The organism is Tumebacillus lipolyticus, from assembly GCF_042682745.1.
In the GTDB taxonomy this organism is placed as follows: domain Bacteria; phylum Bacillota; class Bacilli; order Tumebacillales; family Tumebacillaceae; genus Tumebacillus_A; species Tumebacillus_A lipolyticus.
The window spans coordinates 1,236,714-1,255,639 of record NZ_JBHUIO010000005.1 but is presented as its reverse complement, the minus strand read 5'-3'; the positions used below and the strand labels follow the sequence as shown (position 1 = coordinate 1,255,639).

The following is an 18,926-nucleotide window of genomic DNA, read 5'->3' as shown; positions in this document are numbered from 1 at the left end:
AAAGTTACTAGGCATGATCAACTGCCTGCACATCCACGGCACTTACCCGTTCATCTGGAACACCGCAAAAATCGATGGTGTAAAAGGCCGCAGGGATCAAGCAAATCGCATAGGTCGATTCGCTTGAGCGTTTTTCGGGCAGATGATCTCGATGTCGTCAAAAATTTCGGAGATGGAGGAGAGTTTTTTTTGAAACGAAAACGCAGTGTAGGCAAAGCTCTGCTATCTTTCTGCATGGCAGTTTTGCTCGTCTTGCAGACGTTGACGTTCTCCACTACTGCATATGCGGAGAGTGGCTTGCCGAACGCGGCCGAACCGTCGGCGGTACCTGAGGCGGTGAACGCTACGTCAGAAGATTTCGCAGCGCTGGCGGCAACCCCGGCGGATAAAACGGCGGTGCTCATGGGAGCGAATTCGCCCTTTCCCCTGGAAGTCACACAGGAGGGGAAGGTCTTGCAGACGGGGGATGCCATTCACGGCAGAAAGCCCTTTTCCCTCAAGTCGGCCGGCATCAAGGTTCCGGTGAAGGGTGACGCCGCCGACCCGAACGCAGTGGATGGCAGCACGGTCATTTTGTACGGCGACTGGGTGATGCTGGACAAAGCGACTTACTTTCCGGAAGTGGTTCTTCCGACTGCTACCATGACGCTGAAGGAAAGATCGGGCTACACAATCGGAACCGCCCATTTCTCCGCAGCGGGCATCAAGGTGGTGTTTGACGGCGAAGAACGCTTTTTCAATGGCCAGGGCAAGAACATCACCTTCGGCTTTGAATCCACCGCAAAGGCGGATGTGTCGGGCATAAACTATGGCAACAAAAAGCCGATTAACATCTTCGGGGCGAGCTACATGCTCGAAAACCCCGAGGTCACGCCTGCGTACAGCATCACAAAGAAGTCCAACAGCAATGCTTCCGAAAACGGCTATATCACTCAGGCGGCTTTTGTGGAGGGGGCAATCGAGTGGCAGATGGAAATCGCCGCCACAGATATGTTTGACCCTGCCATCCCGCAGCCGCTGGACGGGCTGAAGTTGTATGACGCGCTCAATCCCACTCAGGTGGGTACCTATGTGGAGGGTTCTCTCAAGGTCAACGGCAGTGCGGTAACACCGGACAGCGGCACCACGAACGCGCTGGCGTACACCTTCCCCGCGAACTTCGGTGACAAGGCGATCGTCACCTTCAAGACGTGGATACCCAAGGCGATGTATTACTATGAGTATAACAGCGGTAATAATGGGTGGCAGACCGTCACCAATATCGCGGAGCTGAGGGACAAGTCGGACAGTAAGCTGCTCTCTTCGAATTCGTGGCGAGTCGCCATCAAACCAGACTGGATTCAAAAGAGCGGCACGCTGGACAAGCGGTCGAGTTCTACAGACCCGCGTACCATTACATGGACGATCGATGTCAACAAGAACTACAGCAAACAGGGTCTGAAAGACTTCAAGATCACCGATGCCCTGCCGGCCGGACTTACCTGGAAATCGGCCACATGGCAGGCGTGGGACAGTGTCAAGAAGGACTGGTTCGCGACAAAAACGCCGATCGAACCTGTAGGAAATGAGTATTCCTTCGGTGAGGTGAACGGCCCGATCCGGCTGGTCATCGTGTCCGAAGTTACAGGCAGTACAACCAGCTTTACCAACAAGGCGATCGCCCAGTGGAAGCTGGATGTCAATACCGTGCAGGACAATGACCAAGCTACCGTGTGGGACACTGCGGTGGTCACCATTGGTGCCCATACTCTGACCAAGAGCGTAGGTACCGGTGTTAATGTCCTTTCTTCCGGCACATTGCCGTGGAAGGTTACCCTTACACCTCAAGAGGCCCTTCCAGACGGTTCGGTGTACGATCTGCTGGTGTACGGGGATAAGAACTCAATCGACTTCACCAAGGTTACCGTCAACCCAGAGATTGACGCCGGAATCTTGGCCCAGTTGAAGAACATTTTTCCGAATTACTACCAGCGGTTTCAGTCCGGTTCCTTTCAGTCGAGCGACGGCTTAGAGCATCAGGTATACACAGTTTCACAGGATGGGAAGCCTGTTGCCGACTTGCTTCGTGTCACCGGATACAATACCGATGCGCCCGCTTCCTTCGCATTTAATTCCCTGATGACGCAGTGGCAGCATTTTGCGGGCAATAACAGTTCAACTCACGGTAATAAGGCGTCCCTGTTTGAAGGGACAAAATGGACAGTTGATTCAAGTTTCCCTACTCAACAGGTCAACGGCGGCATGCTGGCCAAAGAAATGCTCTTTGCGTCAAGGCCGGAGGGGACAACCCTTAACCCCAATTCTGTCAACCACTACATTCGGAACGACGGTAATGAAGCATATACACTGGCGGCCTTTGATCAGGTGACCAAGACGGTGACCTTCCGGCTGTCGGTCAATATGAACGGCCTGAAGACCGAGGAGATGGCAAAGAATGGCGGCAATCACGTTGCCAGCGACATCAATCTCGTCGATACCCTGCCCGAGGGCTGGGAGTTTGTGCCCTATGCGGAGGGGCAGGATTTTGCGATTTACAACGGAAACCGGGCAGACTATGGAGCGACTGTTAGCGCTACGACGCTTATTTCCGACCCAAGTGATCTGGTGAATTTCTCCTCCGCAGGGAACATAGGCACCTTTTCCTTTACCAAGCTGGAAAGTCCCTATGTCATTCTGGTCAAGGCGAGACCCACCGAGGAGACCCTACGTCAATACTTTGAAACCGGCAAAACAAAGCATGAGATGAATAACAACGCCGAGCTGAACATCAAATGGGGGGATGAGCCTACCGCAGTCAAAGCCAGCCGCAAGGTCATCGTCCCGATGAAGTCGCTGGGCAAATCGGTAACCAAGCCGAACCCCGGCGTGCTGGAGTGGACGGTGAATTACACCCCGCCCTTCGAGATGAAGGACGACGTCTATCTGCAGGACACCCTTGGCGAGGGGCTGGCGCTGCGCAAGGACGAAAACGGGAACCTCTCGCTGCGACGCCCTGACATGGCAGTATATCGAGCCAAGCTGACCCCCAGCGGTGTGCTGACGAGGGACGGCGACGCGCTGAACATGTACGACCCGAACAGCGAGGTCAAGGTCGAAACTGTCACGGAAGGCGGCGCGACCCGACTGATCTTCCGCATGGCAGATCCAAATCAGTTCTACCAGATTGTCTATCAGACTGAGGTCACCAAAGTGCCCAGCGGCGGGAAGGCTGGCAACGAGATCAAGCTGATGGGCGATGACACCTTGACTAACATCGGCGCCAAAAGCGAACACGCGGTCGACAACAGTGACGTGGGCGGCAGCGCGGAAACCCAAGGCAAGCTGGATCTACTCAAAGTCGATCCGGACGGCAAGCCGCTGGGTGGCGTTACATTCACGCTGTATGAGCCCGACGGCGTAACCGAGGTCAAAGTCGGAACCACAGGTGCAGACGGCAAACTTAGCATGTTTGTCAAAGCGGGGCTTTACGTGCTCAAGCAAACCTATATCGACCCGACCACCTATCTGCCGACCACGACGGTTTATCAGGTGCGTGTGGCATCCACTCCTTTTAATCCGATCTGGGTGGACGGGGTGGAGGTAACCGACAAAAAACCGCTGGAAGTGCCAACCCCGGTGTGGGTGCCCGGCGATTTGAAGCTGGACACGGCGATTGAGGGGAAAGGTGCGGACCCGAACAAGGCATTTGAGTATACGGTTACCTTCAGCACCGGCAAGTCCTATGCTTATTCCGGCTCCAAAAGCGGAACTGTGGCCAGCGGCGGAACTGTTATGCTGAAAGGCGGCGAGGCCATCATCTTCAATCTCCCGGATGGCATCACCTACACCATCGTCCAGAAGGATTACACAGACGATGGCTACGTTACGAATCCGGCCGACCTGACGCGTACCGGAAGCATCGTGGCGAAGGAAACGGTCGAAGCGAAGTTCGTCAACACCAAGCACCTTCCCGGCAAGCTGACGATCGGGCAGACGGTCGCGGGCAATGGTGGGGACAAGAACAAGTCGTTTGAGTTCACCGTCACCTTCGAAGGCGCGGGTGCAAGCGGAGAGTACGTCTACACGAAGTCGGACGGTACGAATGGAACGATCAAGTCTGGCGGCAAGATCTCCCTCAAGCATGGGGAAACTGCCGTCATCGATGGGATTCCTCTGGATACGACCTACACCGTCACCGAGGCCGATTATTCGCGCGACGGCTACACGACGAATTGGCCGGATCGGCAAACGACCGGCACCATTGTCGATGGTGGCGACCATAAAGCGGAGATCGTCAACACGCGGATGGTGTACGGCGGCCTGCTGATCGGGCAGATGGTGGAAGGCAGCGGGGCGGACAAGAAGAAGGAATTTGAGTTTACGGTCAAATTCCCTGACGCCGCTGCAGGTGCTGCGTATCCCTACACGAAGTCGGACGGCACGCAGGGAACGATCAAGTCTGACGGTAAGATCACCCTGAAGCACGGGGAAACTGTCGCCATTGAAGGCATTCCGAGCGGAGACAGTTATATCGTCGTCCAAACCGATTATTCGGGCGAGAATTACACCGCCGACCCGGTGAATCGGACGCATAGCGGCACGATCATGGAGAAGCAGATTGCCGAAGCCCGCTTCGTCAATGCGAAGTATCTCCCCGGCAATCTGACGCTGACGGCAGATCCAGAGTTCGTTCCCGGCAATGGTTTGACGCCTACGCAGTTGACAGCAACGTTGACCGATTATGAAGGCAAGCCGGTTGCGAACCAAGAGATCGTCTTCGTCCTGCCGGATCAATCGGAAGTCACGGCCAAGACCGATGCACAAGGAAGAGCGGTCATCCCTTATACACCGCCAAAGCTGGAAACCACGACGCCTGAGGAGCACCTCATCACGGCTAAGGTGGACAGTCTGACGGAAGGCAAATTGACCGCCACTACGAAGGTAACCGCCGTTCCGGCGGCAATCACCGGGGTGCTGCGCGACAACACGACGGGCGAAGTGATTCCGAATGCGACCGTTGTCATCACCAACGATACGAATGGCGAGAAGCACACGATCACGACCGATGCGAATGGCGTGTACTTCCTCCCGGTGGAGTATGGTGGCGACTATACGATCAGCTTCACGAAAAAGATCAAAATCAATGGCGCTGACGAGTCGATCACTTTCACGCAAAAAGCGGAAGTTGACAGCAATGTGAAGGGCGGACAGCTGATACCGGCGAACATTACGGCTGTAGGCGTCGTGCTTCTGAAGCAGCCTAAAGGGCAGTCTTCGCTGCTGGACAGCGCGCTCGCCGGCAAGATGCGCATTTATTTGCGGGATGCGAACGGCCAATATGTTGTGGATGAGAACGGGGCTCCGAAAGCATTCGGCTTGCAACCGAACGGCGCATTCTCTGTGGATGGTCTATCTGCGGGGAGCTACAAGATGGAAGTGCGTTACGAAGTTGAGCCGGGCAAAGAACTGACGCTCATTCCAGACGCGGAGCTGGACGTGAAGGCGAACGGGGAATTGAATATTTCTCAGGAGCTCGTCGACCCGTATGGCATCATTACGGACGCAAAGACCGGCAAAACGATCGAAGGCGCCAAAGTGACGCTATACTATGCCGATACGCCGAAGAACAGGGCGAACGGCATCGTGCCGGGCACGAAAGTGACGCTGCCTGCGATTCCGGGCTTTGCGCCGAACGATAACGCCAGCCCAAGTCAGAACAGCGACGCAAACGGTGCATATGCTTACATGGTGTTCCCGGACACAGATTACTATCTGGTTGTAACGAAAGCCGGGTATGAGACGCATACGAGCCCAACGATCTCGGTCGGAAGCGACATCGTACGCTACGATGTACAGCTGAGGCCGGTAAGTTCTGGTGGCAATGGCGGCGGAACCGATCCTGGGACCGATCCCGGAACCGATCCTGGAACTGATCCTGGAACTGATCCCGGAACTGATCCCGGAACTGATCCTGGAACTGATCCTGGAACCGATCCCGGAACTGATCCTGGAACTGATCCTGGAACCGATCCCGGAACTGATCCCGGAACTGATCCCGGAACTGATCCCGGAACTGATCCCGGCAATCCAAGGCCTGACCCTGTCAAGCCAGAACCTGGGAATCCCGGGCCTAACCCCGGTAAGCCCGGAACCGACAGCGATCTGGACAATGTTCCGAAAACAGGGGAAAGCGGCGTATCGCCCATTTTCTATATGGCTTTGGCGCTGATGTCCTTGATTACGATCGGACTCTGTCTACGCGGTGGCAAAAAGAAAAAGCACATCTAATAACTGGAGGGGCGGTAAGGAATTGAGTAAAACTAAAAAATTTCTTATCGCCGTTTCCTCTCTTCTGTTGGTATTTTCTCTCGTCACTGTTGCGAGAACTCTCCTGCGGGATTATGCTGAGCAACAGAAAATTGAAGAGCTGACGAAAGTTTGGGAGAAAGAGTCGGCCAAAGGCGGAGGGGATGCACTCCCCTCCTCTTTGATCCCGGCGCATGAGCCGGGCATGCTTCCCGAATTTCGCGAGCTTTACGAGAGAAACCCGGACATTGTCGGTTGGCTGAAGATGGGCGGCACCCGAATCAGTTACCCGATTATGCAGAACTCACAGGATGCGCAGTTCTATCTCAATCACGATTTTGATAAACAGGAAAACACAAGCGGCCTCCCCTTTTTGGATGCTGACAGCCGGATCAACAGTTCGGACATCTTGCTGATTCATGGACATCACATGAACAGCGGCTCGATGTTTACAGATCTGTTGAAGTACAAGAAAGAAAGCTTTTATCAGGAGCATGCTAAGTTCCAGTTCAGTACGCTTTACGAAAAGGAAGAGTATGAGATAGTTGCCGTTATTCTGTCCAAAGTTTATCGCAAATCGGACGACGTTTTTAAATACTACCAGATTGGGACGGTAAGCACGCCTGCCGAGTTCGATTCGTATGTTCAGAACATCAAGAAACTCGCTCTTTACGACACGGGCGTGACAGCCAGGTATGGCGACAAGCTTCTTGTGCTTTCCACGTGCGAGTATTCGACCGACGACGGTCGTTTGGCGGTGGTCGCCCGAAAGCGTAAATGACGATGTTGAAACACAGAGTCAGGCTGCTTCCTATCGCGTTCTCCCTTGGAGGACGCGATTTTTTTGAATAGGTCCTTTTCAGTGAAAAATATTATTTCGGATGATACAGGGTATAGGCGACTGCATGGTGTCCTCGATCGGCATCACTTTGATTTTCAAAATGGCGCCTGAAGAAAAGAGGGGTTCTGTTGTGAGCATACTCGGTATTACTATGTTGCTGGCAGTATAAGTCATAGCTACAACGTGAGGACAGACGAGACGAATACGGAGCAAGCTGTGGTAAGATGAAGGTCTGGGAATAGAAGGATGCTCTCCGCCTGACAGTACAAAAAAATCAGGCTCTTGGGGCGGCTGACTTGCATGTAGCACGTAGAACGATACGGTGACCAAGTGGAGTGCTGTGTATTGCTGGTTCGAAAACAAACAAGTTGATCATTTAGGTTTTTGGAGAAAGTCGTGTCACCGCGACGAAACATCTAAGTTGGGGAGTTATTTTGGGGATTTAGATTCTAACAGACTTGGAGGGGTAATCGTGGGAAATAACGACATCTTTGAAATGATGGCGAATCGATATGACACTTCTGAAAGAATCCAAATTGCCAAGGTAGCATCAGATGCCATTCGTGAATATTTAGTTGACGCAGACAGGAAGAGCGCGATTGATTTTGGGTGCGGAACTGGTCTTGTTGGAATGAACTTATTGAATGATTTCAAATCTATGCTTTTTCTGGATACATCGCAAAACATGATTCATCAGATAAAGCAAAAAATCTCCGACTTTAAGATCCAGAACGCAGATACATTATGTTTTGACTTCGAAAAGGAAAGTCGACCGGATTTACGTGCTGACTACATTTTCATGGCTCAGGTTCTACTCCATATTCAAGATACTGAATTAGTTTTATCAAGGTTATATGATGTCCTAGATGCAGGAGGACATTTGCTGATCGTAGATTTTGATAAAAATGAAAACATAGCCTCAGATAAGGTTCATAATGGATTCGATCAAGAAATCCTTACCGAGCTTATGAGCAAAATAGGTTTTAGAGATATCCAATCCAAAACTATCTATACTGGAAGTAAAATATTCATGAATCATGACGCATCCTTATTTGTACTGGATGCTCAAAAATAAATATGGACGATATCATTAGAATAAGCGTCTGATATTCTGTCATACTACCGACCTCACCTCCTTCCATGATTGGATGTGTGAAGGTACAGGCAGATGACCACGAAAGAATTCGAAAGGCAATTTCCGAAGACAAGGGGGCGGTCTCAATGTCGACAATAGGTGGTCACATCTCTGTTGTGCCCGCGAACGAGGCGTCATGGGAGGACTTAGACGTTGTACTAGGCTCTGCCCGGTGCCACGCTGCCCAGTGCTATTGCCAGCGGTACAAGATCCCGAACTCGAAGTGGAAACAGGTAGATGACGACGAACGCGCCTTCCTGCTTCGCGCCGAGACCCACTGCGGGAACCCAGAGTCGAGCACAACCAGCGGCCTCGTCGCATACCTCGACCATCAGCCCGTCGGGTGGTGTGCGATTGAGCCTCGGACTGCCTACAATAAGCTGTTGAGCAGCCGGGTTCCGTGGGCGGGACGGAACGAGGACAAGAACGACGATGGCGTTTGGGCTATCACCTGTTTCGTCATTCGCAATGGCTATCGTCGGCGCGGACTCACCTATGAGCTCACGCGCGCTGCAGTCGAATTCGCTCGGCGGCGGGGGGCCCGCGCTGTAGAGGGGTACCCGATGATCACCGAACCTGGAAAGGAGATCGCGTGGGGGGAGCTTCACGTCGGCAGCCGCAATGCCTTTGCCGCAGCCGGGTTCCGCGAGGTGACCAGACCCACCGAGCGTCGGGTCGTGATGCGCCTTGATTTCCAGTAGACTGCCGCGCTATAAGACTTGCTGAGTGAGGAGAGCTGTATCATAGTAAGGGAAGCGCGATTTGAAGCAAGTGCAGATGGTGTGTTAGAATAAGACTACAAGCAATGCATAGGATAAAAAATGACCATAGGTGCTATGAACACCTACGGTCGTTGCACAACGGATACCCATCAAGGGTGTCGGCTCAATATGGATTTGCAAGACGAAATAGATCGCTGAGCTGCCAACTCAAGGGCGATCTATTTCTTTTTATTTTGGTTGTCTACGAGATGCTTCACGATGGTCACGACCAAGGTCAAGGCTACGGGTAGACAAAACCTATTGCACTCGATCAAAAGATATTTCCTTTACAGTAGGCTTGGTGAGTTCGTGTGCCAAGTCTATTTTCTTTTCGTTCAAGTCGATCTTGCGAAGTGGCTTCAAAGTAAAAATGCCCCAAATTGGATGGATCGAATTACGGGAGCGGCTCCTATTGGATTTGGATTGAAGCTTGCATTCGAACAACGATGACGCACACCTTACGCTCGACCGGTACTTTAAAGAAAGAGGCTGTGATCCAGCATAGGATGACAGCCTCTTTCCAACTTGGAAGAAGTGTATATTCAAACTGATTTTTTCAGTGCTTCGATCAATGTCTTTAGATGAGGCGAATTCCGGTTTTTCATCTGGTACGCCAGTTGGGAGCAAAGCCACGCTTCAAATGACCCCTTATCGTCAAATGTTGGTTCAACGTAATCAGGAGGCGCCACCAACGCAAACTTTTCCTGCATGTACGGGATATATTCGATTCCAGGGGCAGTGAGCTTTTTAGACATGACGATGATGTCTACCTTTTCTTCAAGCAGCCAGTCAAGTAGCTTGGAAGCGACACCGAGATAGGCGATGACGCGCATCTGGTAGCTGCCAATATGCGGAGCGATATGTTCCCGGAAAAACTCATGCGCAGACCCAATTCGAAGTACGGGCAAAGAAGAGATCGCGTTCGTCTTGAGGGTTTGCGAGGTTTCCTCCAAAGCTTCGATGAGTGGAGCCACCTGTGTATAGAGCGCTTTTCCTCTCTCCGTCGGAATCATTTTCCGGGGAGCTCGTGTAAACAAAGGCTCCCCCACCTCTGCTTCCAGGGAAGCCAAATGCTGGCTCATGGCTGGTTGGGTCATCATCCTCGTCCTGGCAGCTTCCGATACGGAGCTATGCTTGTAGATGCTAATAAAGCTTCGGTACCATTCAAAGTCCACCATGCTCGCGATCCTTTCTTAACTGAGACGTTTCTGGTGTTGTGCTCCCCATATTGTAAACAAAATTCCGATGACCGTCACAAGCGAAGCGACCCATGGCACGGCAGGGAGCCCTCCTGCAAAGCCCGCATCAATGACGATCCCCCCGATAAAGGCACCGAGTGCATTGCCCAGATTAAAGGCAGCGATGTTCAATGTCGAGGCGAGTGTGGGTGCTTCTTTGGCTGTGTTCAGCATGTGGAGCTGCAGACCGGGAACGGTGCCAAATGCTGCGACTCCCAATACGAATACGGTGATCAAGGTGAGGAGCTTATTTTGATCTGTGAAACTAAATACGGCAAGCACGATCGCCAACACGAAAAGTATCCCAAGCAGGGAGGGGAACAGGCTGCGGTCTGCCAATTTTCCGCCGTAAATATTCCCGATGGTAATTCCCAAGCCGAATAGGACGAGGATGTAGGAAACAGAGCCAGGTGAGAAGCCCGTGATATCCACCAGGATTGGCGAAATGTACGTAAAAGCTGTAAATACACCACCAAACCCGAATACGGTCATCAACAGCGCGATATGAACCGCTGGGCGTTTGAGCACCCCGAGCTCTTTTCGCAGGCTAGATGTTGCGTTGGCGACCTTCGGGACGAGCATGAAAATCCCGATCAGCGCAATGATCCCAATCAGCGTGATCGCCCAGAAAGTAGAGCGCCAGCCGTACGCTTGTCCCAGAAATGTTCCAAACGGCACACCCAAAATATTAGCCAGTGTCAGCCCGGTAAACATGATGGCGATGGCACCGGCGCGCTTTTCCTTGGGAACCAGCTCTGAGGCAATGACCGAGCCAACTCCGAAGAACGATCCGTGGGTAAGTGCTGCCAAGATGCGAGCCAGCATCAGCACCGTATAATTCGGTGCGAGAGCGGCAAGCCCATTTCCTGCGATAAATAGAATCATCAGAAATAGCAAAAGTGCTTTGCGCGGCATTCTGTGGGTAGCCAGCGTGATGAAGGGAGCACCGATCGCAACTCCCAGTGCATATCCCGTAATGAGGAAGCCGGCCATCGGGATCGAGACCTTCAGACTGGTTGCCACTTCAGGGAGCAACCCCATAATGATGAATTCTGTCATCCCGATAGCAAACGCCCCGAGTGTGAGCGCGAACAAGGCGAGAGTCGATCCTTTGCGAGTGGCATTTTCTTGTTCAGAGTGATGGGCCGTATTTTCCGTGATCATAGTAGTGAGTAGCCCTCCTTTTGTATAAAAGATGATTATGGAAGGAGGCTGATATTTTTCGTCGATCAGCCTCACGTGTATTAATCGCCTAGTTTGCTTACTACTGCTTTTGTGACAGCGAGCGTAGATTGAGGATTTTGTCCGGTAATCAGGTTGCCGTCGACTTCTACATGTGTGTTCCAGTTTGGCGCCGCAACAAAAATAGCACCCAGATCACGGATTTTGCTCTCCAAGAGGAATGGCAGGTAAGGGCCTAAGCCCGTCGCTGCTTCTTCTCTGTCAGTGAATGCGTTCACGCGCTTGCCTGCGACCAGCGGCTGTCCGTTGGACAAAGTCGCGCCAACGAGACCATGGCAAACAGCGGCGACAATTTTTCCTGCTCGTAAAATTCACGAAGCAATCGCTGGAGCTTTTGGTTTTCTGGCAGATCGAACATCGTGCCATGACCGCCAGGCAGGAAAATCCCCTCGAATTCTTCTGCCGTTACATCATCCAGCTTTTTGGTGTTTTCCAGATGCTTGGCAGCGTCCAAGATTTCTGGCGGTGTTTGGTCGTCAACGCTGCCTGGGTCAATCGGGCCAGTTCCTCCCTTTGGGCTTGCCACTGTGATCGCATAGCCGTTTTCTTGGAAAGCCAGATAAGCTTCCGCGAATTCTGATAGCCAGATTCCTGTCTTTTTGCCTTCCTGCAGATCTGTATGATTGGTGACAGCCAGTAAGATTTGTTTTCCCATCTATTTTGCCTCCGATACTTTGAACTTTGGTTACGGGTGCTATATTACGTCCACCATATCGATAAAACAAATTATGTTTTATGCGTATATGTATAAAAAAAATTATTGATCTGCCATCTCAAACATCTGAGCTATTCATGAGCGAGGGTTAGATCTGATTGAGTAGGAGTGGTTTTGCCCTTATAAAGCGAAGTTTGGGAATCGGTTTTGAAAAAATGAGCGTTGACCGATTCTGCACTATTCTCATTTCGAGATTTTTGTAGTGTAAGGCCATCCCGCAAAGGATGGTCTTTTCGGTGTAAGCTTGCCGTTTTCGCGCGAAAGCTTCGCAATTGGCAATTTCATCGATGTTTGCCAGCGAATAAAAATGTTTCAAAAAAATGCTGCCGTACCAAATCTTTTTCGCTGCATGCTCGTTATACTAGCCGAAGCATGCTCAACGCGCGCGAGCACCGAGCAAGCGGGTTACTTTTGGGAGAGGGGGCAGCCTGTGCAAATTCAGATCACCAACTTGGGGAAAACATACGGTGCCACGCCTGCGCTAAGCGGGGTCACCTTGACGATACAAACGGGCATTTTCGGCTTGCTTGGTCCGAATGGGGCGGGGAAAACGACGCTCATGCAAATTCTCGCCACCTTGCTGCCGGCCAAGGAAGGCAGCGTGGAGATCGGCGATTGCAAGCTGGGGCGGGACGATCAGGCGATTCGAGCGATGCTCGGGTACTTGCCGCAAGAGTTCGGTTTATACGGCAACTTATCCGGATACGAGTATCTCGATTATGTGGCGCTGATGAAAGGAATCACGAATTCGCGCCAGCGAAAAGAGGCGGTTGCTTCGCTGCTGGAACAAGTGAATATGACCGATCGAGCGAAGAAGCTGATGGGAAGCTATTCTGGCGGCATGAAGCAGCGGATCGGAATCGCTCAGGCGATGATCGGATCTCCGAAACTGATTATCGTCGACGAACCGACGGCAGGACTCGATCTGGAGGAGCGAATTCGCTTTCGCAAGCGGCTCGATCAGATGGGCAAAGATCGCATTGTCATCTTGTCGACTCACATCGCAGCCGATATCGGCAACAGCTGCAGTCAGCTTGCCCTGATGAAGGACGGCAGAGTCGTCTACCAGGGCACACAAGCACAGCTGCTTGAACGGGTGAAGGACAGGGTATGGACGGGGATGGTCGAAGAGTCTCAGTTTGATGCGATTAAAACGCGCATGAAAGTGCTCTCTTCCCGGAAGACGGCATACGGTCGGGAAATACGCGTGCTGTCAGGTGACGGAGCGAAACCCTTTGCAGGGGCGGAGCTGGCGGCAAGCGGATTGGAAGATGCGTATCTGGATGTCATGAAGCCGGAGGTGCAGCTGACATGATTGCGACTTGGAAATATGCTGTCGTCGAATGGAAGCTGATGTTCCGAGGATGGTTCGGCTTGATCCTGCTGGTCGTGACAGGTGGGGCTTTTGCAATCTCTCTGATCAATAACGCGTATGCGGACGATATTGGGTGGTATACCATCTCAAGTTCATACAAGTTCATGTGGTTTCTGTTTCTGCTGGCACCGCTTATGGCCGTATCGGTGGCGCGAAGGGAAACGGCGGTGAAGACTCTTCTGATACAAGGTGCTTTGCCCTATCGTTCCGCACAATTGATTTCGGCCAGACTGCTCGCCTTGATCATTCCGCTGGGCGCGTTTTCCCTGCTGCCCGCGTGCTTTTACGCCTACCATGCTTGGCATGCGGGAATGGCGTTTTCCGCGATGGCAACGGGGCTATATATGCTCAGCTCATTCATCATTCCGACGACCTTTACGATCTTGCTCGGTTATTGGATCGGCACTTGGACCCGCAACCGCATCGTTTATTTGTACAGCGTGGCGATGGTCGCGGGTGTTTTGTTTTTGACTAAAGTTGTTTTGCTCGAATGGATGCCGGCACAGTGGACCTATTTGGCCGATATTGGTTTATCCGACTTGACCCAGCTGGGCTTTTATTCGGAACTATGGGGCTTTACAGACGCTGCGGCATACGGGCTTCTCCGTTTGTTCCATATCGCGCTGATCGTCCTCATATTCGGAGGAATCGTGTACAGCGCGAAGAGAAAGAGAAAGGAAAAGAGCCGGAATACAGTCCTGTGCTCGACTGCTGCTGCCACCGTCGTCACAATGGTTATGAGCGCACTTGGCTATGCGTCCATCTGGACGGAGCGTACCGAATCGTCCAAGGAGAGTTTCACCTTTTACAGACAGCTGCTCCAAGAAAATCCTTCGGAGATCAATCGAATTGCTGTCGAACGGTTTCTGGCAGGCGAAGAAGCGGATCCGAACGCGAACCCACTGACGCAGCAGCATAAGAACATGCTCCTTCTGGGCAAGAAGTACGCCATGTTGACAGCACGAAAATACGATTTGAAGGTAACTATCGGGGAAAAGCACCGCATGGAAGTGCAGAGCGCAATCCAATTGCAGCATGAGGGTCAGGAGCCGATGGAGCGCTTTCCGCTGTCGCTCAGACATCATTTCCAAATCGAAGAGATCAAGGTCGACGGGATGCTAGCAGCTTTCGAGTGGGAGCCCGGAGAGGATGTCGTATGGGTCGTCCCGGCTCGGCCTGTTCAGCCTCGCACGGTCGTGGAAACCACGATGAAATATGCGGGTACGATCAATGATTGGTATGATCCGCAAGGGTCTGGAGGAATCGACGATTCGCTTGATGCCCATTGGGAGCGAAGAGTTTTTGTCGATGCGGATCAGCTGTTCTTGCCGGGATATTACGGATGGTATCCTTACCCGGGAACTGACAGGCTGGCCGAACTGGAGCAAGTGCGCTTCGACGAAAGACCATCAAGTCCCATTGTGGATGAAGCTGTTCGAGAGAGCGAGCCTTACCGGCAGCCTGCAGATTTTCATGTGGAGGTTGAAGCGGGTGAGCAGCTGCAGCTGATCGCGAACGGGGAGAGGACGAAATCCCAAGCGGCGGATGGGAGACAGCGTGTCGTATTTGATGCGTCGGGCGTTCGCAGCTTCAACCTCATTGGCGGGAATATGACCGAGTGGAGCGAGTCGAATCATCTGGCCACAGTTTCGATCGTCTTATCGAATCAAATTCCTCCGGACCGTGCGAAGAGCATTGCCAGCAACCTGCTTGCCCATTATACGGAGCTGTCCCAAATAGCGAAGATGCTCAATCCGGATGCTTATTATCCGAGCCGCATCCATTTTGTCCGCGCCGATTATCCGGGCAAGGTGCAAAACGAATCGATCAACAACCAACTGCTATACAGATCGCCGCCGATCAAGGGGGAATTTCTTAAACCGATCGACAGCAATGGCTTCAACTATTTATCTTACCCGAACCACCCTGCTTCGATGACCTATAACGGCTTGGCTTATTTTGACGAGGATCTTTTGCGGGCAACGGTTCTTGATGCAAGCATCATGTCTGTCCCCCAGTCTAAACTGGCTGGATATATGACAGAAGCGATATCGCAATCGATCGGGCATGACGATACCGGGCGGGACGAACCTTTGTTCATCCCGAGCAGGCATCAGTGGAACGGTGCACCGCATCCGGTTTACTTGGCGCTGAACAAAGTGTATGAAGCGTTCGGAAGAGCGCGGTTTCCCGAGGCGATCCGACAGCTATACGAGTACGCGCGTCGGTATGAAGGAAATGAACATGATGTCGATAAGGATTTTATCGTATTTTTAAACAGCTTGACCCCGTAAAAGAAAGGGGCGGAAGGAGGCTGCGTGGAATGAATGAGAAAAGAGGTCTCTTATCTCCGTGGCAGAACGGCGGCGAAACTGCCCCGCATTCGAAGAAGGCGTGGAGCGGTACGGAAGCTATGCTTCGCTTCGGTCTGATGATCCCGATTCTTTATTTCGGTATCCCCGTCATCGCCGCGCCGTTTTACCCGGGTTATAGCTTCATAAGGAATACTGCAAGCGATCTCGGCTCCAATCATGCTGTCTATCCGATGCCGGTCAATGTGGCAATTATTTTGCTCGGAGTCGTGACCCTGATTGCTGCTTTAGGTTTTTTGCGTGCGTTCCTTCGCCTTGGAACCCGCCCATATTTGGCATGGATCGTGTCGCTAGCCGTTTGTTCAGCTGGACTCGGCACTCTATTATCGGGCATATTTCCAAGTCCCGACCCACGACATGGCGGAGGGATTTTGGGGGTCGGCACGTTCCTGCTGCCGATTATTTTTGCCATCGCATTGTGGAAGCAAAGCGATTCGCGGCTATTGAAAGGATACTTTGTCGGCAATATCTTGTTGTTTGTGGCGATGATTCCGGTCATGAGCGGAATGGTGGAAATCGACAAATCGATGATCAGGGGGCTGCTGCAACGAATCTTGGCATTTACGGCTTACACCCCGATCGGAGTCGGCGCCTATATGCTTCAAAAGCGGTTGCGGTCGAAACGGCAAGCCGATACGGACAGTCTCGGCAAATAAGAGCCATAAAAATGAGCCGAAAGAAAGGAGGGATGCTGATGATTTCCGACGAGGAGTTGTTGAGCCAGATCGCGACTGGGTGCGAGGCCAGCTTGGAGGCGCTTGTGTACCGCTATCATAAACCGATTTACGAATATTTGCAGCGCATGCTGAACGACAGATCGCTCGCAGAAGACTTATGCCAGGAATGCTTTATCCGCGTGTGCAAGACCGTGAGGACAGGACGCCTGCCGAGCCGGTTTCGCCCATGGATCTACCGCATTGCCACCAATCTGTGCAAGGACGTTTGGAAGTCGTCAGCTTATCGCAAGGAAGCGTTAAGCGGAGCCGATAAAATGTCCCTTCATTCTGCCGGCGACACAGTTTCGTCCATATTGGAGCGACAGTGGGAACGGGAAGCGGTGATTCGCGCACTCGGCAGGTTGGCCGACGATGAGCGGGAAGTGATCGTTCTCAGGTTTTATCACGAGCTCAAGCTGGACGAAATTGCCGAAATCTTGGAGCAGCCGCTAGGATCGATCAAGACGAAGTTATATAAGACGTTTAAAAAGATGGCTAAGATACTGAAGACGGAGGAGGTGGAGCCGCATGGAAAGGCGCATTCCCCCAGGTGAACGGACTCAAGACATATGGCGGGAACTGGAGCCGATTTTTCGCGAAGAAGCGGACAAGGGCGATGCGGAGGAGTGGTGCCAAGAAGCGTTCGAGGGAACCACACGCGGCTTAGAGCGATATCGGGTGGAGGGTCCGTCTGATGAACAGACGAAGGCGCTTCTCGCCCGCTTGACTCCGCTTGTGGCCGAGCCGGAGCGGTTGAGATTTGCCGACCGTCTACCGCATGCGGAGCCGGGAAGCGCGCCGCTATGGGTCGCGCTCATTCGCTTTCTCGCGCCGCAAGTTCGGCTGTTTTCCAAGTCGTTTTGGATCGTATCGGCTGTCATCATGATGATCGGCGCGCTCGCAATGCCGCTTATCGGGCGCAGCGGTATCAATAGTTTCGTCTTCGTATCGACATTTGTAGCCGGAATCGGCGTCTTCTATGCGCTGAGGTCGTATGGCACGCCGATGTCCAAGCTGGAGGCGACTTTCCCGGTCTCTCCGGTCGAGATGATGTTGGGACGGCTGGGCATCATCGTTCTGTATGACATGATACTGGCTTTGGCGGCCAGCGTCCTCTTATCGCTGACCGGTCAGACCGGCCCGTTGTTCGCATTTATCATCGGTTGGTTGGCGCCTTTATGCTTTTGCACCGCACTCGCATTTGCTGCCATCGTCCGTTTCGGGCCGCGGATTGGAGCTGGTTTGTCGCTCGCGGTATGGGCGGCGCAATTAGCATTAAGGGACTTGCTCGGACCGTTTTACTTCATGAGCGACACCGGCTATGCATATTGGGGAAGCAGCCGCATCATCGCATTCGCGATGACGGCGATGCTCATCTTCGTCGCTTGCTGGACAATCCGATACGGTGGGAAGGGGGAGAATGGGCGATATGATCCGGCTTGATGTGTGCAAGGCGGCGTTCCGCCATTCGTTGGCTGCTCCTTGGGTGTTCGAAGGTGCGGAATTTTCCTTGTCGCCGGGAATCAACGCTTTATTCGGCCCCAATGGATGCGGCAAAACGACGATGCTCGAATGCATCGCCGGCATCCGGACATTCGGCAAAGGTGACATTCGGTTTACGCTGCAGGATCGACAGCTGGGGGGCAAACGGTTTCGGGAACGGCTCGGCTATGTATCTCAGCAGTTTGCCTTTTACGAGGAGATGAAGGCAGAACATTTTTTGACTTATGCGGCGGAAATGAGGCTGATCTCGCCCCGCCTGATTCCGGACAGGGTCGCTGAGGTGCTGACCGACTTTGGCCTTGCCCGATTCGGGAAAAGCCGCATCAAATCGTTATCCACCGGGCAAAGAAGAAGATTGTCGATCGCTCAAGCGATGCTGAGCGATCCGCATTTGCTGCTTCTGGATGAGCCTTTGGAAGGGCTGGATTTAGAAGAGAGAGCCAATGTGATGGATCTCCTGCACAAACATGCGAACGGCTGCATCATCCTGCTGGTCGGTCATATGTATTCGGAGATCGAGGATTGGGTCGATCAGGTGCTTTTCATGGTGGATGGAGCCGTGTCCGGGCCGAAATCGCCGCAGCAGTGGAAAACGGCCATGCTGCACGAGGCGCTTAGGAATGGTCGGGACGCGAACATTCCTGCGGAGAGGATTCCGACGTTGGAAGAGGTATACTTGGAGTTCGCAAGGCGCCGGAGGGGTGACAACTGAGTTCAGCCGTAGATCGATCATTTGAGGAGGG

General features: G+C 52.7%; 12 protein-coding genes and 2 pseudogenes. 11 read left to right on the top strand and 3 right to left on the bottom strand.

Annotation, left to right across the window (positions count from 1 at the left end; all coding sequences use genetic code 11):
• The first annotated feature begins 189 nt into the window (after positions 1 to 189).
• The 5 genes and pseudogenes from ACFSOY_RS10980 to ACFSOY_RS10960 all read left to right on the top strand — a co-directional run bounded on the left by ACFSOY_RS10980 (position 190) and on the right by ACFSOY_RS10960 (position 8,962).
• Positions 190 to 6,267 (top strand): MSCRAMM family protein, encoded by a 6,078-nt coding sequence (locus ACFSOY_RS10980; protein ID WP_386046529.1) that lies wholly within the window; start codon positions 190 to 192, stop codon positions 6,265 to 6,267.
• A 22-nt stretch (positions 6,268 to 6,289) separates the two neighbouring features.
• Entirely contained in the window at positions 6,290 to 7,066 is a 777-nt protein-coding gene (locus ACFSOY_RS10975) for a class B sortase (RefSeq protein ID WP_386046527.1), read from the top strand.
• Between the two features lie 532 nt (positions 7,067 to 7,598).
• Positions 7,599 to 8,201, top strand: coding sequence for a class I SAM-dependent methyltransferase (locus tag ACFSOY_RS10970; RefSeq protein WP_386046525.1), 603 nt, complete (start codon positions 7,599 to 7,601; stop codon positions 8,199 to 8,201).
• Positions 8,202 to 8,266: 65 nt separating this feature from the next.
• A pseudogene (locus tag ACFSOY_RS10965) lies at positions 8,267 to 8,800 on the top strand (GNAT family N-acetyltransferase); the annotation flags it as partial.
• Between the two features lie 24 nt (positions 8,801 to 8,824).
• Positions 8,825 to 8,962 (top strand): hypothetical protein, encoded by a 138-nt coding sequence (locus ACFSOY_RS10960; protein WP_386046836.1) that lies wholly within the window; start codon positions 8,825 to 8,827, stop codon positions 8,960 to 8,962.
• Positions 8,963 to 9,564: 602 nt separating this feature from the next.
• On the opposite strand, the gene ACFSOY_RS10955 is transcribed toward ACFSOY_RS10960, so the two are convergent.
• From ACFSOY_RS10955 to ACFSOY_RS10945, 3 genes and pseudogenes are all read right to left on the bottom strand, one after another.
• The gene (locus tag ACFSOY_RS10955) at positions 9,565 to 10,200 is read right to left on the bottom strand and encodes a LysR family transcriptional regulator (protein WP_386046524.1); all 636 of its coding nucleotides are present in this window, start codon (positions 10,198 to 10,200) and stop codon (positions 9,565 to 9,567) included.
• A 15-nt stretch (positions 10,201 to 10,215) separates the two neighbouring features.
• On the bottom strand, positions 10,216 to 11,424 hold the full coding sequence (locus ACFSOY_RS10950) for an MFS transporter (RefSeq protein WP_386046522.1): 1,209 nt from the start codon (positions 11,422 to 11,424) through the stop codon (positions 10,216 to 10,218).
• An 80-nt stretch (positions 11,425 to 11,504) separates the two neighbouring features.
• A pseudogene (locus ACFSOY_RS10945) lies at positions 11,505 to 12,157 on the bottom strand (type 1 glutamine amidotransferase domain-containing protein).
• A gap of 490 nt (positions 12,158 to 12,647) precedes the next feature.
• Here ACFSOY_RS10945 and ACFSOY_RS10940 point away from each other — a divergent pair.
• Genes ACFSOY_RS10940 through ACFSOY_RS10915 form a run of 6 tightly spaced genes read left to right on the top strand, consistent with a single transcriptional unit; the run spans position 12,648 to position 18,895 of the window.
• A complete protein-coding gene (locus ACFSOY_RS10940; protein ID WP_386046520.1) occupies positions 12,648 to 13,532 on the top strand; it encodes an ABC transporter ATP-binding protein in 885 nt (294 codons plus the stop codon).
• A complete protein-coding gene (locus ACFSOY_RS10935; RefSeq protein ID WP_386046518.1) occupies positions 13,529 to 15,886 on the top strand; it encodes an ABC transporter permease in 2,358 nt (785 codons plus the stop codon). The genes ACFSOY_RS10940 and ACFSOY_RS10935 overlap by 4 nt, the downstream gene beginning before the upstream one ends.
• Before the next feature lie 29 nt (positions 15,887 to 15,915).
• Positions 15,916 to 16,620: a DUF998 domain-containing protein gene (locus tag ACFSOY_RS10930; protein ID WP_386046517.1), complete on the top strand. Its 705-nt coding sequence runs from the start codon at positions 15,916 to 15,918 to the stop codon at positions 16,618 to 16,620.
• Between the two features lie 38 nt (positions 16,621 to 16,658).
• Positions 16,659 to 17,234 carry an RNA polymerase sigma factor gene (locus tag ACFSOY_RS10925; protein WP_386046515.1) on the top strand — a complete coding sequence of 192 codons (576 nt, stop codon included), beginning with the start codon at positions 16,659 to 16,661 and terminating at the stop codon, positions 17,232 to 17,234.
• Positions 17,209 to 18,123: a hypothetical protein gene (locus ACFSOY_RS10920; RefSeq protein ID WP_386046513.1), complete on the top strand. Its 915-nt coding sequence runs from the start codon at positions 17,209 to 17,211 to the stop codon at positions 18,121 to 18,123. Before ACFSOY_RS10925 ends, ACFSOY_RS10920 begins: the two co-directional genes overlap by 26 nt.
• Complete coding sequence (locus ACFSOY_RS10915) at positions 18,110 to 18,895, top strand: ATP-binding cassette domain-containing protein (protein WP_386046511.1); 786 nt, start codon at positions 18,110 to 18,112, stop codon at positions 18,893 to 18,895. The genes ACFSOY_RS10920 and ACFSOY_RS10915 overlap by 14 nt, the downstream gene beginning before the upstream one ends.
• The last annotated feature ends 31 nt before the right edge of the window (positions 18,896 to 18,926 follow it).